Raw genomic sequence first — 20,467 nt, forward strand, 5'->3', positions numbered from 1 at the left:
GGCGGCCGACCTCTGCGATTGTTCGCACCGTGATCCTCAAGCGCGCATCGGAGTCGGCGGAACCGGCGCTGCCGGCGTGGAAGGCGTTCGTGGTGCAGTTCAGCCGCGAGGCGGACGGGACGGCGCAGTTCTGTGGCCGCGTCGAGCATCTGCAATCGGGGCGGCGCGCCCGATTCACCTCTGCCGAGGAGCTCACCGCAGCGATCCGGCGGCTGCTGCAGGAGCAGGGCGGGCCGTCGGGGGAGGGATCGAGATCATGAGCGCGAGGCCCCTCCGTGGGGCGACGCGCCTGCTCGGCGCCGCCGTGATTGCGATGGCGTTGGCCCATGGCGCGCCGCTGCGCGCGGCGGCAGCCGACGCGCCGGCGCACGAGCAGGATGCGACGGCGCTCGCCAAGGAGACGCAGAACCCGGTCGCCAACCTGATCAGCGTGCCGTTCCAGAACAACTTCAACTTCAACGCCGGCAGCAAGAACCGGATGGTCTGGTTCATGAACGTGGAGCCGGTGATCCCGATTCCGCTCAACGAGGACTGGAATCTGATCACCCGCACCATCGTGCCGATCATCAATGAGCCGTCGCTGTTTCCCGGCATGGACGGCGCCTTCGGCATGGGCGACATCAACCCCTCGGTGTTCCTGTCGCCGGCGAGTGACGAGCACCTGGTCTGGGGCGTCGGCGTCACCACCACGCTGCCGACCGCGACGGTCAACCAGCTCAGCAGCGGCCAGTGGAGCATGGGGCCGACCGCGGTCGGAGTGTGGAAGGACGGCCCCTGGGTGGTCGGCGCGCTCGCCAACCAGCAGTGGTCGATGGTCGGCTGGAAGGGCGACTACAACCACCTCCTGGTGCAGCCCTTCGTGAACTACAACCTGTCGGACGGCTGGTATCTGGTCAGCGCGCCGATCATCACCGGCGATTTCGCCACCGGCGGCGGCAACCACTGGACCGTTCCGGTCGGCGGCGGGGTCGGCAAGGTGTGGCGGATCGGCAAGGTCGGCCTGCCGCTGAACACACAGATCGTCCCTTTCTACAACGCCGTCACGCCTGATTTCGGCCCCGACTGGCAACTGCGCTTCCAGTTTGCCTTCCTCTTCCCGCGCTGAACGACGGCGGAGTCGCGAAGGAGACGCATCATGGCGACCTGCCCCCGCCGCGCACACCGCCGCGACCTGGTGGCACTCGCGACCGCTTCGACATCGGCTCGGACACCCTGAGCCGCGTCAACGACGAGGACTACACGGTGCCGCTCGGCTTCACCGGCAGACTCGATACGGTGACGCTGTCGATCACTCGGTCGCAGCGCGCACCCGAGGACATCGAACAACTCGACACTGCCGCGCGGAACGCCGCGGCGCCGAAGGAGCGACCATGAAGGCAATCTCGAGCAGCGTGCAACTGGCGATCGCGGCCGTTCTCGCTGCGCTCGTGGCGGCCGTCGCGGCCGACGCGCAATTCCTCAACGGCCCGCCGGCGAATCCGAAGGCGAAGTTCTCGACGGCGCTGCCGTCCGGCGTCGCGATTCCCGATCGCGTCGAGACGCGATTCGGAACATTGAAATTCTCCGGCGGCTTCCCCGACCCGGCGAGCACCGAGAAGCTCTTCGACAACCTCGACTTCCAGCGCGCCGTGCAGGCCTATCTGCTCGCCCTGCCGGTGGTCAGCCAGGCCGCCAACCGCGACGCCACCCTGCAGATCGGTCCGGCCAACGTCACCGTGCCCATCTGGGAGAACATGGTGGACTCGCGCGCCGTCGAGCTCACCGCCAACGACAACACGCCGTACACCTGGTTGTGGCTCGACCTGCGCGCGGGTCCGCTGGTGGTCGAAGTGCCGCCGAAGGTCCTCGGGCTCGTCGACGACCTCTGGTACCGCTGGAACGGCGACGTCGGCATCACCGGCCCGGATCGCGGCCAGGGCGGCAGGTACGTGCTCGTGCCGCCGGGCTACAAGGGCGAGCTGCCGCCGGATCACTTCGTGATTCGCGCCGGCTCGTTCAGCGTCTGGGTGCCGTGGCGGACCTTCCTGGTCGACGGCGACCCGCGGCCGGGCGTCGAGGCGGTGAAGAAGACGCTGAAGATCTATCCCGTCGGCCAGGCGGCCACGGCGCCGCCGCTCAACTTCGTGGACATGTCCGGCAAGCCGTTCAACCTCCTCGCCCCCACCGACTTCCGCTTCTGGGAAATGCTGAACCGGGTGGTGCAGGAGGAACCGACAGACGCCGTGAACGCCACGACGCTCGGCTTCTGGGCCGCCATCGGCATCGCCAAGGGCAAGCCGTTCGCGCCCGACGCGCGCATGAAGAAGATCCTCGCCGAGGCCGCGACGGTCGGCGACGCCACCGCGCGCGCCATCATGTACCAATGGCGCACGCCCGAGGGCTACTACTATCCCGGCAGCCACTGGCGCCTCGGGTTCGTCGGCGGCTACCAGTTCAAGGAGAACGGCGCCCGCAATCTCGACGCCTATTCCGGATTCTTCTTCTACGCCACCGGCATCACCCCGGCGATGGACTCGAAGATCGTCGGCGAGGGATCGCAGTACATGGCCGCCTTCGTCGACGCCAAGAACCGTCCGCTCGACGGCGGCAAGGCGTACACGCTGCACCTGCCGCCCAACATCCCGGTGAAGGACTTCTGGTCCGTCATCCTCTACGACAACCAGACGCGGTCGATGCTGCAGACCGACGCGCAGTACCCGAGCGTCAGCAGCCAGACCAAGGGACTGAAGGTCAACGCCGATGGTTCGGTGGACATCCATTTCGGCCCGAAGCCGCCCGCGGGCGACGCGCACAACTGGGTGCAGACCATGCCGGGCACGACCTGGAACATGCTGCTGCGCCTCTACGGTCCGCTGCAGCCGTGGTTCGACAAGACCTGGCGCCCGGGCGAGATCGAACCCGCCGCCTGACGCACCCGGCGCAGCACGCGAGGACGCCATGGGCAACACGCTCGTCGAGATGCCGCACGATGTCGGGACACGTTCAGCCACCCGACGCATGACCGGAACGCGTCTGATCCTGCGTGGCGCGGCGTTGGGCATCGCCGGCCTCGTCGCCGTGGCGGGCGGCCGCGCCGGCGCCCAGACGCGCCGCGCGAAGCCGGCCGCGAAACCGACGCCGGCCGCTGCCGCCGCCACCGTGCCGGTCACGCTCGAGCTCGAACCACGCGCGATCGACATCCTCAAGGCGGCGAGCGCCACGTTGGCGGCGGCGCGCACGATGCGCTTCACCGCCGTCGTCAGCTACGAGAACCCGAGCCTGCTCGGCCCGCCGCTCGTCTACACCACGCGCTCGGAGGTCACCCTCCAGCGCCCCGACAAGCTGCGCGTCATCACCACCGGCGATGGACCGCCCGCGGAATTCTACGACACCGGCACGCAGCTCATCGCCTTCGCGCCGGCGGAGAACCTGGTGGCAGTGGCGGACGCGCCGCCGACCGTCGACGCCGCGCTCGCCAAGGCCTATGAGATGGCGGCGATGTACTTCCCCTTCTCCGACGTGATCGTCGCCGACCCATACGGCGATCTCGCCGGCAGCCTGAAGCTGGCGTTCTACATCGGCCAGTCGAAGATCGTCGGCGGCACCACCACCGACATGATCGCCTACGCCACGGACGCCGTCTTCGTGCAGGCCTGGATCGGCGCCGACGACAAGCTGCCGCGCCGGCTGCGCGCCATCTACGCCGCCGATCCCGCCCAGCTCCGCCACGACCTGGAGCTGTCGGACTGGCAGCTCGACGTCGCGATCGCTCCCGATGCGTTCGCCAGCGCGCGCGCCGCGAGCACCACCCGCATCGACTTCGCGCGTCCCGATCCGATGCTGCCGCCGGGCCTGACGCCGCCAACCGCAGGTAAGCCGACCACGCCGGCGAGGAAGAAATGACCATGACGACACGCCTCGCACTCGGTCTCGTCGGCCTCCTCGCCGGGGCTCTGGCCGCCGCTCCCGCCTTTGCCTGGGCGCACGCCAATCGCTTCGGCGGCAGCACCTCCGGCTCCTACAGCTCCTGGACCCACTCCGGCCGCTGGGGCGGCTCGGCCGCGGGCGGCAATGGGTCCTGGAGCGGCCACAGCGCCTGGGGCGGCACCGCCTCCGGCGGCGGCGGCTCGTGGACGGCGCACGGCGCCGAGGGCGGAACGGCCTCGGGCGGCGACGGCTCCTGGACCGCCCACGGGGCCTACGGCGGCTCCGCCTCGGGTGGCGAGGGGACCTGGACGGCGCACAACGCCTATGGCACGACCGCGTATCACACCGCCGGCTCGGGCACGACGACGGTGTACGGCACCGACAACGCCTATCATCCGACGTACTACGGCGGCACCTACTACGGCTATCACCCACCGACGACGGTGAACTACTACGGTTCGGGCTGTTACGACTGCGGCGGCTGGTCGAGCGCCGGCGCCGCGGCGGCCGGCGCGACGCTCGGACTGGCGACCGGCGCGGCCATCGGCGAAGCGGCGGAAGCGAACACGGCGGCCAACGCGTACACCGCCGGGTACGCCGCCGGCAGCACCAGCGCCGCCTACACCACCGGCGCGATCTACGCGACGTTGCCCGCCGGTTGCTCGCCCACCACGCTCGCCGCCACGACCTACTACCTGTGCGGCAACACGTGGTTCAAACCGTCATACGGCGCCAACGGCGTCTATTACCGCGTCGTGCCGACGCCCTGACAACGAAGGAGACGGAGCATGGTGACCCGATTCGCGTTCGTGACGACACTGCTGATCCTGTCCGCCGGCGGCGCGATGGCGCAGATGCCGGGCGGCAACTCCGGCGAGCATCCGGTGCTCACGGCCTGCAAAGGCGACATCAAGCGGTTCTGCAGCAATGTTCCGGTTGGTGATGGGCGCGTGAAGGCGTGCATGAAGCAGCACCTCCCCGAGCTGTCGGAGCAGTGCAAGGAAGCGCTGTTCCAGGCGTGGCTGAAGGACTAGTGAGGCGACCGATGCGTCCGATGGTGCGCGCCCCTCGATTCGTCGCCTGTCTCGCCCTGCTCCTCGCCGGCTGCGCGACGCAGCAGCAGATGTTGCAACAGCGTCAGTTCCAGGCGGAGCAGGTGGCGTTGCAGCGGGCACGGTTCGACATGAACTGTCCGACCGCGACGGCGACCGTGCTGTCGTCCGATTTCATCCAACCGGCCATCCAGGGCCCCTGGGTGCAGGGGCTGCAGCGGCTCGAATACACCGTCGGCGTCGAGGGCTGCGGCGAACGCACCACGGTGGTGGTGATGTGTCAGGAGGGCACGGAGACCTGCTTCGCCACCAATCCGGGCCGCGAGATGGCGGCGCCAGCCCCGATGGCGGCGCCCGCGTATGGCGGCGCGTACAACGGCGCGGCGCCGGCGCCCGCGGCGGCCGGAACGAGCCAGAGCGCGGTGCTCACCGCCTGCAAGGCGGACATCGACCAATTCTGCAGCAACGTCCCGGTCGGCGGCGGCCGCGTCAAACAGTGCATGAAGTCGCACCTCTCGCAGCTCTCGGAGCAGTGCAAGGAAGCGCTGTTCCAGGCCTGGCTGAAGGACTGAGGCCCCGCGCCGAACCCCGATGCCCCACTCCGGCGCCGGCGGCGACCAGCGTTCGCCGACGGCGCCGGAACCGGAGACATACGATGCGCCCGTACCATATGCTGATCGCACTCACCGCGCTGGCGCTCGGCTGCGCCGCGAAGCAGCCGGCGACGTCCGCCGCGCCGCGATTCACCCTCGATCCGAAGAAGACCACCTGCGCCGAGTTCCTCGCCCTCGGCCGCGACGTGCAGCCGCGGCTGATCGCGTGGGCCGACGGCTACTCGCGCGCCGGCACGCTGCGGCAGCAGGACATCGGCGTCGTCGACGTCGACCGCCAGACCCAGGCGCTGGTCGTTGCCTGCGAGCAGGCACCGACCGAGAGCTTCTGGGACAAGGTGCGGGCGCACATGCCGGGCGGCAGCAAGCACGTCCAGCCGACCAGGATGACCTGCGAGGAGTTCGCCGACCTGAGCGAGAGCGAGCGCCCCGAAGTGGCCTACTGGATCGACGGCTACAACCACGGAGTGAAGCAGGATGACGTCGGCGCGATCGATCTCAGGCGCGATACCGCCACCATTCTCGTCGCCTGCAAGCCGACGCCGCAGGAATCCGTCTGGAAGAAGATCGCGCAGGCCTTCTGACCGGATGACGGTGCGCGGGCGGCCGGAACGACCTCTTCGATCATGCCAGCGTCGCGACCGCACGGCCGCGCCCCGCTCGTGTCCTCGCGCCGGCGCCGGACCGGCAACGCGGCGCGCCCGTCCTCTCGCGCCGCGCTGCAATTGCTGGCGCTCTCGCTCGGCGTCACCCTCGCCGCCGCGCTCGATGAGGACCGGCTCGCCGCCCGCATGACCTGCGCGGACTTCCTCGACCTCGCCCCGTCGCGACAGGCGGGCATCGTCGCCCGGATCGAGGGCGACCCCTCGACGCCGGACGGCGCCCACGGGTTGGCGCGCCGCGCCGCGGCGCTGGCCGCCGCCTGCCGCGGCGCCCGCGGCCGCCGGGTCGGCGATCTGCAACCGAGGCCGAGCGCGCGTTTCGCCACCGGAGCGCCGCTCGCCGCCAACTGAGTCGCCCGATGCCGCATCCGCTCCTCGCCGAGATCAAGCCGTGGGACAGCCGCCTGGCGCGCTGGGCGATCCAGCCGCTGCGCGACACCGCCGTCACGCCGAACCACCTCACCACCGCGTCGCTGCTCACCGGGCTCATGGCGGCGGCGCTCTACGCCGTCGGCACGGCGCCCGCCGCGCTCTGGGCGGGCGTCTGCTACATCCTCTCGGCCCTGCTCGATCACGCCGACGGCGAGCTGGCGCGCGCGGCCGGCAAGGCCTCGGCGCTCGGCCATCTCTACGATCGGCAGTGCGATCTGGTGGCGCGGACGGCGCTGTTCCTCGGCCTGGCGTTGCACACGCGCCCGGTGCTCGGCGGGCTCGCCGTCGCCTGCGGCGTGGCCGGCGCCGCGGCGCTGGTCATCATCTTCACCCTGCGCAGCGACCTGGCGGAGCGCGGCGTCGCCGGCGCTCTCGATCAGCCGAGCGCCGCCGGCTTCGACCTCGGCGACGTGCTGTACCTGATCGCACCGCTCGGCTGGCTCGGCTGGCTGCCGCCCTTCGTGCTCGCCGCCGGCATCGGCGCGCCGCTGTTCGCCCTGTGGACGGCGCGCGCCTGGCGCGGCGCGCGAGGCGCCCGGTGAGCGAACCGCCGGCGCGCCGCGCGCCGCTGATCGGCCCCGGCGTGTTCGCCGCCGCCGGCGGCGCGGCGCTGTTCGTCGCCGTGCTGCGCTCGCAGGGCGTCGGCGCGGTGGTCGCCGCCCTCGCCGTCGCCGGCCCGGCGCTGCTGCCGATCGCCGCCTTCCACGCCGTGCCGCTGCTCGCCAACGCGCTCGGCTGGCGGCGGCTGCTGCCGCCGGCGGCGCCCGTGGGTCTGGGCGCGCTGGTGCACGCGCGCTGGATCAGCGAGTCGGTCAACGGCCTGCTGCCGGTGGCGCAGATCGGCGGCAACGTCGTGCGCGCGACGCTGCTGGCGCGCCGTGGCGTCGCCGGTGGCGCCGCCGGCGCCAGCGTGGTGCTCGACGTGACCCTGAACGTCGTCGCCCAGATCGTCTTCACCCTGCTCGGCCTGGGGCTGCTGCTGAGCACCGCCGGCGCCCGCCTCGCCGGCCCGGTGCTGCTCGGCACGGCGATCATGGCGGCGGCGCTGCTCGGCTTCGTGCTCGCCCAGCGACGCGACGTGTTCGCCGGCGGCGCCCGCCTGTTGCGCGCCGTCACCGGCCGCCTCGGCCAGCGCGATCTCGGACGCGATGCCGCGGCGATCGACGCCGCGGTGCGCGCCCTCTACGGGCGTCGCGCGGCGCTGGTCGGCGCCACCACCTGGCATCTCGCGAGCTGGATCGCCGGCGCCGGCGAGGTATGGCTCGGGCTCTACTGCCTGGGCCATGGCGTGGACGTGGTCACCGCGCTGCTGATCGAGAGCCTGGGCCAGGCGCTGCGCAGCGCCGCGTTCTTCGTCCCCGGCGCGCTCGGCGTCCAGGAGGGCGGCTACCTGCTGCTGGGCGGCGCCTTCGGCATCGCGCCGGAGACGGCGCTGGCGCTGTCGTTGGTGAAGCGCAGCCGCGAGCTGCTACTCGGTCTGCCGGGGTTGGCGGTCTGGCTCTTCGAGGAGGCCGCGGTCCGCAACGCGGCCGTGGGTTCCGTCGGGGTGGGGGAACGATGAACGAGACGAGCCTGAAGGCGCGCGCCTTCAGCGAGATCATCCGCCGCGGCAGCCGGGCGCTGCGCGGCACCGGCAGGCGCTACGTCCAGCTCGATCCGGCGCTGCTGCTGCGCGACGCCAGCGCGCGCACCGGCCTGCGCGACTTCGGCGAGCCCGGCTTCCGCCCGCCGCTCGAGCGGCTGTTGCGCTCGTACGACCGCGAGGCCGGCCTGACGCTGCTCGGCCGCATCGCCGCCCGCCAGGACACCGTCCGCCTGCTCGCCAACCGGCTGCAACTCGTCGCCGAACGCCAGCGCCATCCCGAGCTCGCCGCCGAGCCGATCCGCCAGCCGTGGTTCGTGACCGGCCTGCCGCGCACCGGCACGACGCTCCTGCACGGTCTGCTGGCGCAGGATCCCGGCCATCGCGCCCCGCTGCACTGGGAGATGATGTACCCGGTGCCGCCGCGCGGCCGCGCCCGCGGCCGCAACGACCGGCGGCGCGAGCTGGCCGAGCGGCAGATCCGGTGGTTCCACCGCTTGGCGCCCGACTTCCGCCGCATCCACCCGATCGGCGCCAGTCTGCCCGAGGAATGCCTGATCATCACCAGCCACTCGTTCCTCAGCTTCCAGTTCCAGACCAGCCATCGCGTGCCCAGCTACCAGGCCTGGCTGGAGGCGCAGGACCTGCGCCCCGCCTACGCGCAGCACCGCCAGATCCTGCAACAGCTCCAGTGGCGGACACCGCCGCGGCACTGGGTGCTGAAGGCGCCGGCGCACCTCTACGGCATCGAGGCGATCGCCGACGTCTATCCGGACGCGGCGGTGATCATGACCCATCGCGACCCGCTGCAGGTCGCCGCCTCGGTGGCCAGCCTCCACTTCACCCTGCGCAGCACCTTCAGCGACGTCGCCGATCCGCACGAGATCGGGGCCGAGGTCTGCGCCCGCTGGGCGGAGGGCATGACCCGCGCCCTGGCCGCGCGTGACCGCGGCGTCCTCCCGGCGGCGCGCGTCGTCGACGTGAGCTACGACGCGCTGGTCCGCGATCCGCTGGCGGCGGTGCGGCAGGTGTACGCGCGGCTCGATCGCGCGCTCACGCCCAGCGCCGAGGAGCGGATGCGCCGCTTCCTCGCCGCCCACCCGAAGGACCGCTTCGGACGGCATCGGTACACGCTGGCGCAGTTCGGGCTCGAGCCGGCGCGGGTGCGGAGCGCCTTCGCCGCCTACTGCGCGCGCTTCGGGCTGTGATGGCGGGCGCGCGGCGCGCCCGGCGGGGCGGGCGATGGCGCGCGGCATTCGGTGCCGCGTGGCTCGGCCTCGCCAGCCTGGCCAGCGCGGCGCCGCTCACCTACGACCTCGCCGACTGCATCGAGACCGCCCTGCACAACAACCCCGACCTCTCCGCCGCCGCCGCCAGGATCGCCCTGGCGCGCGCCGCGCTCGGCGAAGCCGAGGCGCGCCGCTATGGCCAGGTGCGCTTCGAGCAGCAGTTCGGCGCCGTCAACGGCGCGACGGGCGACATCCTCGGGCCGCCGAAGCAGAACCGCAACTCGCTGCTCGAGGATCTCGGCCCCTACGTCCGCGGCGAGATCGGCCTCAGCGTGCCGATCTTCACCTTCGGCAAGCTCTCGTCGGCGCTCGACGCCGCCGAGCTCGGCCTGCGCAGCGAGACCGCCGGCGGCGAGGCGACGCGCGCCGACGTCGTGCTGCGGGTCAAGCAACTCTACTACGGCGTGCTGCTGTCGCGCATGCTCGGGCTGGTGCTGCACGACATGCTGGCGGACATGGACAAGGCGGTGGCGAAGACCCAGCAGCGCCTGGACGCCGGATCGACCAGCGTCACGGAGATCGACCTGCTCAAGCTGCAGGCCGGTCGGGCCCGGATCGCCAGCGGCGTGGTCGACATCGACGCTAGCTCCACCCTGAGCCTCGCCGCGCTGCGCCAGGCGATGGGCCTCGGCGACGACACCGAGATCGCGATCGGCGACACGCGCCTCGAGCCGGTGGCGGCGGAGATCGCGCCCCTCGCCCACTATCTCGAGACCGGCCCGCCGCGCCGCCCCGACGTGCGCCAGTTGCGCGACGGGCTCGACGCGCAGCAGGCGAAGGTCGACCGCGCCCGCGCCGGCTACTACCCCGATCTCTTCTTCGCCGGCGGCTTCCGCTACGCCGACGCGCCCAACCGCACCGAGCAGTCCAACCCCTTCGCCTACGACAACTTCAACTACACCTTCCCGTACGTCTTCCTCGGCGTGCAGTGGAACCTGAGCCTCTGGCAGACCAACGCCCGCGTCGACCACGCGCAGGCCGAGCTCGACGTGCTGCGGGCCCAGGCGCGCCGCGCCCGGTCGGGCATCGACCTGGAGATCCGCACGGCGTACAGCGACGTCGAGCGCGCCCGCGAGACCATGCGCACCACCGCGGCGGGGCGCAAGGCCGGCCGCGCCCTGCTGGTCCTGACGGTCGCCAACTTCGACCTCGGCATCGGCGAGGCGGAAGAGCTGTTCAAGGGCGTCGGCACCTACACCGAGGCATCCACCGACCACTTCCGCGCCGTCTACGACTACAACGTCGCGATCGCGACCCTCGGTCGCAGCGTCGGCGCGGAGCTCACCGCGCTCCAGTACGACGCCGCCCCGACGCGCGGCCCGGAGACGCCGTGAGCGCGGCGCAGCCGGCGGCGTCGGGCGCCGCCCTGCAGGTCGACCGCCTGGCGAAGCGTTACGGCGCGCTCGAGGCGGTGCGCGAGGTGAGCTTCCGCATCGACCCCGGCGAGGTCTTCGGGCTGCTCGGGCCGAACGGGGCGGGCAAGACGTCGACCATCGCCATGATCGCCACCCAGCGCCGCCCGAGCAGCGGCGACGCCCTGGTGTTCGGCCACCGCATCAGTCGCGACGTCGCGGCGGTGCGCCGCCTGGTCGGCGTCGTGCCGCAGGAGGTCGCGCTCTACCCGGAGCTGAGCGGACGCGAGAACCTGTGCTTCTTCGGGCGCATGTACGGCGTCGCCGCCGCCGCCCGCGCCAGGCGCGTCGCCGACCTGCTCGAGCTGGCGGGGCTGACGGCGCGCGCCGACGACCGCGTCGGCACGTACTCGGGTGGCATGAAACGCCGGCTCAATCTCGTCGCCGGCCTGGTCCACGAACCGCGCCTGATCCTGCTCGACGAACCGACCGTCGGCGTCGACCCGCAATCGCGCGACCGCCTGTTCGCGCTCGTCGCGCATCTGCGCGAGACCGGCAGCGCCGTGCTCTACACCACCCACCACCTCGAGGAGGCGGAGCGGCTCTGCGACCGCCTCGCGATCATGGACGGCGGTCGCATCGTCGCCACCGGCCGGCTCGACGAGCTGCTCGCCGGCGCCGGCTGCTCCGAGGTCATCGAGCTGCGCGGCCTGCCGGCCACCACCACCCTCGACGGCCTGCGCGCCGCCCCCGGGGTGCTGCGCCTCGAAGCCATCGACCGCGGCGTCCGCCTCTACGTGCACGGCGCCGCCCGCCTGCTCGCGCCGCTGCAGCAGGCGCTCGGCGCGGCCGCCGACGACGCCACCATCACCATCACCCCCGCCAGCCTGGAGACGCTCTTCCTGCAACTGACCGGACGGGCGCTGCGCGATCCATGACGATCCGCCGCCTCCTCCTCGTCGCCGGCCTCGCCGCCGGCCTCGCCGCGCCGATGCCGGGGAACGCCGCCGACGGCCCCCTGGCCCAGACCCGCGCCACGCTCGAGCAGACGCGGGTGATCATCGATCGCGACACCACGCACGATCGGAAGCTGGCCGAGCTGGCCGCGCTGCTGGCGGGGTTTCTCGACACCGATACGATGGGCAAGACGGCGCTCGACAAACACTGGGGCGCCTTCACCGCCGCGCAACAGCGCGAGTTCCTGGTCCTGTTCCGCGAGCTCTTCCAGCGCACCTACGTGCAGAAGCTGCTGCTCTTCGAGCGGCCCGACTTCGGCTTCGTCGGCGAGGACCTCCAGGGCCAGGACCAGGCGCGGGTGGACACCACGATCATCACGCCGCGCGACGACTTCGCCGTCACCTACCGCATGCGGCGCCAGGGTACGCGCTGGCTCGCCACCGACATCCAGATCGAGGACCTCAGCCTGACCACCAACTTCCGGCGCCAGATGGACCGCCTGCTGACCAGCGGCTCGCCGGCGGACCTGCTCGACCGCATGCGGCGCAAGTACGGTCCCAACGGCCAGGGCGGGGACGAACCGTGAAGCTCTGGGCGGTGATGGTGAAAGACGTGCGCCTGATCGCCCGCGATCGCTCGGCGCTGGTCTCGCTGCTGCTGGTGCCGATCGTCGTCATCGCCGTCATCGCCGAGATCCAGAGCGGCAAGGGCACGCAGGGCATCCCCTTCCCGATCGTCAACGAGGACGAGGGGCCGGTCGCCAACGCCCTCATCAAGGTGTTCCGCGAGCACCTCGACGTGCGGCTGGTGGACCGCGCCGAGGGCGAGCGCATGGTCGCCGTCGACAACCGCGCCGCGGCGTTGCTGGTGCTGCCGGCGGGTCTGAGCAAGCGCTACCTCACCAACAAGCCGAGCACCCTCGAGCTGCTCACCGATCCGGCGGAATGGGAGGAGCTGCAGGCCATCCGGGTCGTCTTCCTGCTCGCCGACCGCGACGCCGCCTCGCTCGGCGATCCGTTCGGCGAGGAGCTGCTGCACCTCGACGAGAAGAGCCTCACCAGCCGGCACCTGCGCTTCTCCTCGCTCGAACAGCACGTCCCCGGCTTCAGCCTCATGTTCGTGCTGATGAGCCTCATCTTCTCGGTCTCGTTCGGGCTGCGCGACGAGGAGGTGTGGGGCACCAGCCACCGCCTGGCCATGGCGCCGGTGTCGCGCGCCGCGGTGCTCGGCGGCAAGCTGGGCGCCCGCATGCTGGTCGGCATCGCCCAGCTCCTGATCCTGCTCGGCTTCGGACGCCTCGCCTACGGCATGACGCTGGGCGACTCGCCGGCGGCCCTGCTCGCCGCGGTCGTCTGCATCGTCTTCGCCATGGCGTGCTTCAGCGTCCTGGTCGCCGCCGCCGCCGGCAGCCGCGAGCGCATCATCCCGATCGGCCTCTCCGCGGTCTTCGTCCTGGCGGCGCTGGGCGGCTGCTGGTGGCCGTTCTTCAACCAGCCGGCGTGGATGCAGACGGCGGGACGCGCCGTGGTCACCACCTGGTCGATGTTCGCCATCCACGACGTGATGCTGCGCGGCCGGACCCTGCTCGACGTGCTGCCGACGCTCGGCGTGCTGATCGCCTACGGCGTCGTCTCCTTCGCCATCGGCCTGCGCTGCTTCCGTTACGCGGACACCTGAGTGATGAACCCCTCACCGCCGAGGCGCAGAGACGCGGAGACCATGTCGTTGCACTCGCAGTCTCGGCGCCTCCGCGTCTCTGCGGTGAAGCATTCTTTCCGCTTGCTGTGTCTCGTCAGCATCGCTGCCGTTGCGCGGCAGGCATCGGCACGGGTCGAGATCGGCGACCTCGACACCCCGCAGGCGGCACGCGAGATCAACCAGCGGGTCACCGATCCGGTCAGCCTGACGTGGTCGTTGAAGACCAAGAACACCCTCAACTTCCTGCTGCTCAGCGGGCACGGCAACCACCTGCAGAACCAGTTCCAGTTCCAGCCCACGCTGCCCTGGGCGCTCGGCGACCGGTTCAAGCTGATCGCGCGGCCGGAATTCACGCTGGTCGACGACACCGCGTTCGTGAACGCCAGCGACCAGGTGCGGCGCACCACCGGCGTCGGCGACACCATCCTCGATCTGGCGATCGGTCCGCGCTCGGATCCGTGGCTGGTGGCGGTCGGGCCGACGTTCGTGTTCCCGACCGCCAACCTGAAGCACACCGGCCAGGGCATGTGGCAGGTCGGGCCCGGTGGCGTGCTCGGCTACCGCGTCGAGCGCTGGCTGGCTGGCGTCATCCTGCAGCAGTGGTACTCCTACGCCGGGAACCGATCGACGGTGAGCGAGATGCACCTGCAGTACATCGGCAACTACGTGTTCGGCGACGGCTGGAACGTCGGCACGTCGCCGACCATGACCGTGAACTGGAAGAACGCCCCCGGCGAGCAGGTGACGTTCCCGATCGGCGTCACCGTCGGCAAAGTGGTGCGCCCCTGGACGCTGCCGGTGAAGCTGTCGATCGAAGCCGACTACTGCCCGGTGCGCTCCCCCGACGCGCCGCAGGCCATCATCCAGCTCACCGTCGCGCCGGTGATCCGCTCGCCGCAGACCGGCGACTGGTGATCGCGTCGGAAAGGACGACCCCATGCGCGCACTGGCGATCCGCCTCACCGCCGCCGCCGGCCTGCTGGCGGCGGGCTGCAACCCGTACATGGCCGCGGTGGGCGTGGTGACGCAGACCTACGGCGTCGCCACCGACGTGCGGCCCGTGTCGGTGCAGCTCTCGGACGACGAGATCGAAGCCAAGCTCAAGGCCGCCCTGCTGGAATCGCCGGTGCCGGGGACCGGCAGCCTCTCGGCCTACTGCCGCCAGGGCGTCGTCGTCCTCGCCGGCGTGGTGCCGCCGGGCTCGGACGCCGGCCGCGCCGCGGTGCGCATCGCCCGCGCCACCCCCGGAGTCGCGCGCGTCGAGACCTTCTTCGTCGATTCCGAGCCCGACGAGGCCGCTGACCTCGAGCTCGAGGGCAAGGTGAAGGCGGCGCTGATCGCCGATCCCAACCTGGTCGCCGGCCAGGTCGACATCAACGTCTACTCCGGCCACGTCATCCTGGTCGGCGTCGCCAGCAGCGTCGAGCAGATCGACGAGTTCGTCGCCGACGCCCGCGCCGTCCCCGGCGTGCTGTCGGTGCGCTCGTACATCCAGTTGCCGGACTGACGCGCCACCACGGATCGTACGGATGCCGTCGGCGTGGCGTTGCCGCCCCAGGCGGGGAAGCCGTTCGGGGCGTCGCGTCCCCGGTCGAGGACGTCGGCGTCAGGCGGCGCGACTCCGCCGGATCGACCGCTGACCGACGCCATCTCCCTTCGGCGGCTCCCAGCGGCAGCCCGAGGTGATGCCGGCGGCGTCACGCGCCGCGGCGCGACTCGCGGCGCGACCGTCCGCCGCTGCTGCGGCCAGAAGGCCGCCCGACTACTTCGTGTATTTGATCAACTGGCCGGTGACCACCTTGACGTTGATGTCGCTGGTGGCGCCGGTGGTGGTGACACCGCCGGCGGTGACCGTCGTTCCACGCAGGTTGCCGCTGTCGTCGACACCGAGCTGCGAGGTTTCCGTCGTGCGGACCTGCGTATCCGTCTTCGTCGAGGTGCCGATCCGCTCCCGACCGGTGCCCAGGATGATCACCCCGTCGGCTCCCTCCGCCTGAGCCTTCTCGACGAGCTCCTTCTGGATCCGGTCGAAGGAGAAGATCTCGTCCCCCTGACTGCGCACCTCGCCCATCACGGTGTACGGACGCGACACGTCCTTGGCGTCGAAGTACACGTCGACGTGCGACGTCGGCGCATACGACCGGCCGACGTACTCACTGGAGAGGCACCCGGCCAGTGTGGCCGAGAGCAGCGCGGTCGCGCACACGCGAGGCAGCCGGAGCGCGAGGCGTGCCGCGTCGACGGACTGGCGAAGAGGACTTGGCCACATGGAGACCTCCGGTCGAGCTGTTCTGCCGGCCACGAGACGGACCCGTTACACGGACCGTTCCGGGGATTCAAACCTGGGGCTCGGCAGGCGTCGCTGCGGGGTTTGACGGGCGTGTCGCTGCCGCCTGGGTCGGTCATGGTTCTGGCCCGTTCCACGCGTTGACCCGCGATCGGCCGACCGTGAACCGGCGCCGCGGCGCGCGGTCCGCCGGCCGGCCGTGCCACGGCCCCTGGGGGCGAAGAGGCTCCCGGAGAAGCGGGAGTGGACCCACAGCAGCCCAGGCGTTCAGCGCCGGCGACGGCTGAGCAGCGTCGCCACGGCCTCGTAACGAGTCCGCCGCTCACCCCAGTCCCAGCCGGCGGGCGATGATCACCTTCATGATCTCGTTCGTACCGGCGTAGATCGACTGCACGGCGGCGTCGGCGTAGTCCATGGCCAGCGGGTATTCGAGCATGAACCCGTAGCCGCCGAAGAGCTGCAGGCACTCGCTGGTCAGGCGCTTCTGCAGGTCGGTGGTCCACCACTTCGCCATGCTGACCTCGGTGACGATGTCGTCGCCGCGCACGTGCGCCGCCAGCAGCTTGTCGATGAACGCCTGCCCGACCTCGACCTCGGTGGCCAGCTCGGCGAGGCGGAACTGGGTGTTCTGGAAGCCCGCGATCGGCTGCCCGAACGCCGTCCGCTCCTTGGTATAGGCGATGGTGTCGAGCAGGGCGCGCCGGCACGAGGCGATGGAGGCGACGGCGATGCTCAGCCGCTCCTGCTGCAACTGCTCCATCAACTGGACGAAGCCGCGGCCCTCGACGCCGAGCAGGTTCGATACCGGCACGCGGCAGTCCTCGAAGGCGAGCTCGCTGGTGTCCTGGCCGCGCAGACCGAGCTTGTCGAGCTTGCGGCCGCGCACGAAGCCGGGCGTGTCGGCCTCGACCAGGATCAGGCTGATGCCCCTGTGCGCCGGCTGCGCGTCCGGGTCGGTCTTGCAGACGACGACGAAGAGGTCGCCGATCTGGCCGTTGGAGATGAACGTCTTGCTGCCGTTGATGACGTAGTGGTCGCCGTCGCGGCGGGCGCGGGTCTGCACGTTGGCGAGGTCCGACCCGGTGCCCGGCTCGGTCATGGCGATGCCGAGCAGGATCTCGCCGGCGATCGCGCCCGGCACCCAGCGCCGCTTCTGTTCCTCGCTGCCGTAGTGCAGCAGGTAGGGCATGACGATGTCCGAGTGCAGCGAGATCATCATCGCGTGCGCCCGGATGTCGGCCATCTCCTCGATGATGATGGCGTCGTAGAGGAAATCGCCGCCCGACCCGCCGTACGCCACCGGCTGGTTGGCGCCGAGGAAGCCCGCCGCGCCGGTCTTGCGCCAGGTCTCGCGGTCGCTCATGCCGCGCTCGTTCCACTGCGCGACGCGCGGCGCGATCTCCTTCTCGGCGAACTTGCGGAACTGCTCGCGGAAGAGGTCGTGCTCGGGAGAGAAGAGGTCTCGCTTCATGGCTCACCACGGAGGAACACGGAGGGAAAACCAGACGGACACAGAGGACCCTGCGTCCCTCCGTGGTGAAAAGCAACCTAGTGTCCCGAGTCGGAAGTTCGTCACCTATTTCGCCGGCCCTCGACGCCCCTGGCTGCGTTGCCCCTCCTTGGAATATTCCCGATATTCCTGCGTCGGGACGCCTTGGCAGGGGCGCCGATTGCTTGCCGAAATAGGCAACGAACTTCCAACTCGGGACACTAGGCGGTGCGCTTGCGGCGGCGCGGCGCCGCCTTCTTGCGCGTCGTCGTGGCGCGGCGGCGCGGCGCCGCCTTCTTCGCGGCGCCCGCCGGCTTGGCCGCGGCGCCCTCGAGGCTGCGGCGCAGCTCGTGCACGTACTTCTCGACCTGCGTCGCGATGTCGACGCCGTTCTTGCGCAGCATGTCGGCCAGCTTGCGCAGGCGATCAGCGACCTGCTGCAGGTTCTTCGGCGCCGCCTTGGCGCGCTTCTCGAAGTCGCGCCGCAACTGCCGCGCCGCCTTCTCGACGTCCCTGATCAGCTTGTTGATCCGCTCCCTGGGTCCTGCCGCCATGTCGGTCCTCCCTCGGTAGACGTGGGCGCTGTAAAGCACAGAAGTCATCGGCTGTCAGCTCTCGGCTTCTCGGCCGCCATCTGTCAGCTCGCGGCCTTCGGCGATCGATCCGCAGTGCATGTAGCGTTCCGTCCCCGCCACCGGCACCCCTCGATCCGAGAGCCGACATCCGAGCGCTGACCGCCGACGGCGGCCGTTCCGCCTCAGCGCAGCGTCGCCACCGTCACCCCGGCACCCCCTTCGTTGGCTTCGCCGCCGCGGAAGCCGGCGCAGTAGGGCGAGGTCGCGAGGTGGTCCTGGATGGCGCGGCGCAGGGCGCCGCTGCCAATGCCGTGGACGATGCGCACGGTGTCCTGGCCGGCGCGGACGGCGCGATCGAGGAAGCCCTCGAGTCGCTCCAGCGCGTCGCGGGCGCGCAGGCCGATGACGTTCAGCTCGCCGAGGCCGCGCTCCTCGCTCGCCGACGCGATGGCGACGCTGGCACGCGGCGCGGCGGCGGCGGCAATGCGGCGCAACTGGCCCGCCGGCACCTCGAAGCGCATGGTGCCGCGTTGGATCCAGGCGCGGGCGCCATCGACCGCGAGCAGCTCGCCCTCGATGCCGCGGTCGCCGACCGCGACGGTGTCGCCCACCGCCACCTCCCCGCTCGCCGCCGGCGCCGCGCGCGGCGGCGGCGCGGCGTCCGCGAGCTGCTCGCGCGCCGCGATGGCCGCCTCCTGCTCGCGGGTGAAACGGTCCAGCGCGGCACGCGCTTCGACCACGCCGCGCACCCCCTCGAGCTGGGCGCGGCCCTCGGCCTTGAGCTGGCGCAGGAAGGCGCGCGCTTCGCGCACCTCGGCCTGCCAGGCGCCGCGGCGGCGTTCGCGGAGCTCGCCGAGCAGGCGCGCCGATTCGGCCGCGTTCTCCTCCTGGATGCGCGCCTGCTCGGCGGCGGCGCCGAGGCGCGCCGCGAGCGCGGCGCGGGTGCGCTCGAGGCGCTCGAGGGCGGCGTTCAGGAGGCGCGCCTGTGCCGGCTGGACGCTCGCCGCGGTGTCGAGGATCGCCTCCGGCAGGCCGAGGCGGCGCGCGATCGGCAGCGCCAGGCTGCGGCCGATCGAATCGTAGACCAGGCGATAGCGCGGCGTCAGCGACTCGACGTCGACGTCCACCGCCGCCACGGCGCAGCGCGGGTCCTCGAGCGCCAGCAGCTTGACCGGCGTGTAGTGGGTGGTCAGCGCGAGATGCGCGCCCTGGTCGTCGAACCAGCGCAGCAGGCCGACGGCGAGCGCCGCGCCCTCCTCGGGATCGGTGCCGACGCCGGGCTCGTCGAGCAGCACCAGCGCGCCGCGCGCGCCGGCGGCGGCGATCTCGCGCAGGTTCGCCACGTGCGCCGAGAAGGTCGAGAGGTTGCGTTCGATGTTCTGCTCGTCGCCGACGTCGGCGTAGATCGCCGCGAAGCACGGCAGGCGCGCGCCCTCGGCGGCGGGGATCAACACGCCGCTCTGCGCCATCAACGCGCACAGTCCGAGCGTCTTCAGCGCCACCGTCTTGCCGCCGGTGTTCGGGCCGGTGACCACCAGCACGCGCCGGTCGGCGGGGAGCAGGACGTCGATCGGCGTCACCGGCCGGCCGGTGAAGAGCAGCCCGGGGTGGCGGGCCTCGCGCAGCTCGACCGCGTAGTCGCTGAAGCGCGGGCGCGTGCAGCGGTAGGCGCGGGCGAAGCGGGCGGCGGCCACCAGGCAGTCGACCTCGACCAGGGCGTCGATGCTGTCGCTGATCGCCGCGTGCCCGGCGCCGGCCAGCCCGGTGAGATCGGCGAGGATGCGCTGCACGATCAGCTCCTCCTCGCGCGTCGCCAGCAGCAGCTCGTTGTTCATCTCGACCGCGAACAGCGGCTCGACGAAGAGCGTCTCGCCAGAGACGGAGCGATCCTGCACCACGCCCGGCATCTGGCTCACCGCCGCCGCGCGCACCGGGACGACGAAGCGGTTGTTGCGCAGGGTGACGTACTGGTCGCCGATGACGTCGGCGAGACCGCGCCGCGCCACCAGCTCTTCCAGCTTGCGCTGCAGGCCGTCGCGCAGCCGGCGGATCGTGGCGCGCACGCGCGCCAGCGCCGGGCTGGCGGCGTCGAGCACGTTGCCGTCGTCATCCAGCGCCCGCCCGAGCTCGGCTTCCAGGGCGGGAAAGGCGACCAGGCGCTCGGCGAGGCCGGCGAGCGTCGGCGCCGCCTCGCCGTGGCGGCGGAAGAAGGCGCCGGCGGCGCGGATCGCCGCCAGGGTGTCGCGCACGGCGACCAGCGCCCTGCCGTCGAGCACGAAGCCCTCGTGCGCCGCGCTGCGGAGCTGCGGCCGCACGTCGGCGAATGCCGGCAGCGGCGGATCGCCGTGCCGCTCGAGCAGCCGGTGCAGCTCCCAGGCGCGGTCGAGCGCGCGGTCGGCGGCGGCGCGATCCGCGATCGGCGCCAGCGTCCGGCACCGCTCCCGCCCGGCCGGCGAGGCGGCGAGCTCCGCCAGCCGCGCCGTGACGCGCGGAAAGTCGAGAGCGACGAGATCGCGCGGCCGCATGCCGCCGACGCTTACCTGCCGTCCCTGCCCTTCGCCACCCTGACGACGCG

Annotated in this window: 22 protein-coding genes; 18 read left to right on the forward strand and 4 right to left on the reverse strand. The window is 71.7% G+C overall.

What is annotated here, in order from left to right; all coding sequences use genetic code 11:
• Positions 1–29 precede the first annotated feature (29 nt).
• From KF840_25760 to KF840_25845, 18 genes are all read left to right on the forward strand, one after another.
• The gene (locus tag KF840_25760) at positions 30–260 is read left to right on the forward strand and encodes a hypothetical protein (GenBank protein ID MBX3028312.1); all 231 of its coding nucleotides are present in this window, start codon (positions 30–32) and stop codon (positions 258–260) included.
• On the forward strand, positions 257–1,105 hold the full coding sequence (locus KF840_25765) for a neuromedin U (protein ID MBX3028313.1): 849 nt from the start codon (positions 257–259) through the stop codon (positions 1,103–1,105). The genes KF840_25760 and KF840_25765 overlap by 4 nt, the downstream gene beginning before the upstream one ends.
• Before the next feature lie 265 nt (positions 1,106–1,370).
• Positions 1,371–2,909 carry a DUF1254 domain-containing protein gene (locus KF840_25770; GenBank protein MBX3028314.1) on the forward strand — a complete coding sequence of 513 codons (1,539 nt, stop codon included), beginning with the start codon at positions 1,371–1,373 and terminating at the stop codon, positions 2,907–2,909.
• A gap of 88 nt (positions 2,910–2,997) precedes the next feature.
• Positions 2,998–3,882: a DUF2092 domain-containing protein gene (locus KF840_25775; protein ID MBX3028315.1), complete on the forward strand. Its 885-nt coding sequence runs from the start codon at positions 2,998–3,000 to the stop codon at positions 3,880–3,882.
• 2 nt (positions 3,883–3,884) lie between these two features.
• Complete coding sequence (locus KF840_25780) at positions 3,885–4,676, forward strand: hypothetical protein (protein ID MBX3028316.1); 792 nt, start codon at positions 3,885–3,887, stop codon at positions 4,674–4,676.
• An 18-nt stretch (positions 4,677–4,694) separates the two neighbouring features.
• On the forward strand, positions 4,695–4,940 hold the full coding sequence (locus tag KF840_25785) for a cysteine rich repeat-containing protein (GenBank protein MBX3028317.1): 246 nt from the start codon (positions 4,695–4,697) through the stop codon (positions 4,938–4,940).
• A gap of 11 nt (positions 4,941–4,951) precedes the next feature.
• Positions 4,952–5,530 (forward strand): cysteine rich repeat-containing protein, encoded by a 579-nt coding sequence (locus KF840_25790; GenBank protein ID MBX3028318.1) that lies wholly within the window; start codon positions 4,952–4,954, stop codon positions 5,528–5,530.
• 83 nt (positions 5,531–5,613) lie between these two features.
• Positions 5,614–6,153 carry a hypothetical protein gene (locus KF840_25795; protein MBX3028319.1) on the forward strand — a complete coding sequence of 180 codons (540 nt, stop codon included), beginning with the start codon at positions 5,614–5,616 and terminating at the stop codon, positions 6,151–6,153.
• Between the two features lie 42 nt (positions 6,154–6,195).
• Entirely contained in the window at positions 6,196–6,582 is a 387-nt protein-coding gene (locus tag KF840_25800) for a hypothetical protein (GenBank protein MBX3028320.1), read from the forward strand.
• Between the two features lie 8 nt (positions 6,583–6,590).
• Entirely contained in the window at positions 6,591–7,205 is a 615-nt protein-coding gene (locus KF840_25805) for a CDP-alcohol phosphatidyltransferase family protein (protein ID MBX3028321.1), read from the forward strand.
• The gene (locus KF840_25810) at positions 7,202–8,224 is read left to right on the forward strand and encodes a flippase-like domain-containing protein (protein ID MBX3028322.1); all 1,023 of its coding nucleotides are present in this window, start codon (positions 7,202–7,204) and stop codon (positions 8,222–8,224) included. The genes KF840_25805 and KF840_25810 overlap by 4 nt, the downstream gene beginning before the upstream one ends.
• Positions 8,221–9,453: a sulfotransferase gene (locus KF840_25815; GenBank protein ID MBX3028323.1), complete on the forward strand. Its 1,233-nt coding sequence runs from the start codon at positions 8,221–8,223 to the stop codon at positions 9,451–9,453. The genes KF840_25810 and KF840_25815 overlap by 4 nt, the downstream gene beginning before the upstream one ends.
• Complete coding sequence (locus tag KF840_25820; protein ID MBX3028324.1) at positions 9,453–10,868, forward strand: TolC family protein; 1,416 nt, start codon at positions 9,453–9,455, stop codon at positions 10,866–10,868. The genes KF840_25815 and KF840_25820 overlap by 1 nt, the downstream gene beginning before the upstream one ends.
• Positions 10,869–10,900: 32 nt before the next feature.
• The gene (locus KF840_25825) at positions 10,901–11,824 is read left to right on the forward strand and encodes an ABC transporter ATP-binding protein (GenBank protein MBX3028325.1); all 924 of its coding nucleotides are present in this window, start codon (positions 10,901–10,903) and stop codon (positions 11,822–11,824) included.
• On the forward strand, positions 11,821–12,429 hold the full coding sequence (locus tag KF840_25830; protein MBX3028326.1) for an ABC transporter substrate-binding protein: 609 nt from the start codon (positions 11,821–11,823) through the stop codon (positions 12,427–12,429). The genes KF840_25825 and KF840_25830 overlap by 4 nt, the downstream gene beginning before the upstream one ends.
• A complete protein-coding gene (locus tag KF840_25835) occupies positions 12,426–13,520 on the forward strand; it encodes an ABC transporter permease (protein MBX3028327.1) in 1,095 nt (364 codons plus the stop codon). Before KF840_25830 ends, KF840_25835 begins: the two co-directional genes overlap by 4 nt.
• Positions 13,521–13,604: 84 nt before the next feature.
• Positions 13,605–14,456 carry a hypothetical protein gene (locus KF840_25840; protein ID MBX3028328.1) on the forward strand — a complete coding sequence of 284 codons (852 nt, stop codon included), beginning with the start codon at positions 13,605–13,607 and terminating at the stop codon, positions 14,454–14,456.
• A gap of 22 nt (positions 14,457–14,478) precedes the next feature.
• Entirely contained in the window at positions 14,479–15,048 is a 570-nt protein-coding gene (locus KF840_25845; GenBank protein ID MBX3028329.1) for a BON domain-containing protein, read from the forward strand.
• A gap of 255 nt (positions 15,049–15,303) precedes the next feature.
• Here KF840_25845 and KF840_25850 read toward each other — a convergent pair whose 3' ends face one another.
• From KF840_25850 to KF840_25865, 4 genes are all read right to left on the reverse strand, one after another.
• The gene (locus KF840_25850; protein ID MBX3028330.1) at positions 15,304–15,747 is read right to left on the reverse strand and encodes a hypothetical protein; all 444 of its coding nucleotides are present in this window, start codon (positions 15,745–15,747) and stop codon (positions 15,304–15,306) included.
• 403 nt (positions 15,748–16,150) lie between these two features.
• Complete coding sequence (locus KF840_25855) at positions 16,151–17,299, reverse strand: acyl-CoA dehydrogenase family protein (GenBank protein MBX3028331.1); 1,149 nt, start codon at positions 17,297–17,299, stop codon at positions 16,151–16,153.
• A 239-nt stretch (positions 17,300–17,538) separates the two neighbouring features.
• Positions 17,539–17,871, reverse strand: coding sequence for a hypothetical protein (locus KF840_25860; protein ID MBX3028332.1), 333 nt, complete (start codon positions 17,869–17,871; stop codon positions 17,539–17,541).
• A gap of 203 nt (positions 17,872–18,074) precedes the next feature.
• Positions 18,075–20,417 (reverse strand): Smr/MutS family protein, encoded by a 2,343-nt coding sequence (locus tag KF840_25865; GenBank protein ID MBX3028333.1) that lies wholly within the window; start codon positions 20,415–20,417, stop codon positions 18,075–18,077.
• Positions 20,418–20,467 lie beyond the last annotated feature (50 nt).

The sequence above is a fragment of the bacterium genome (assembly GCA_019637795.1).
GTDB lineage: Bacteria > Desulfobacterota > Binatia > HRBIN30 > CADEER01 > JAHBUY01.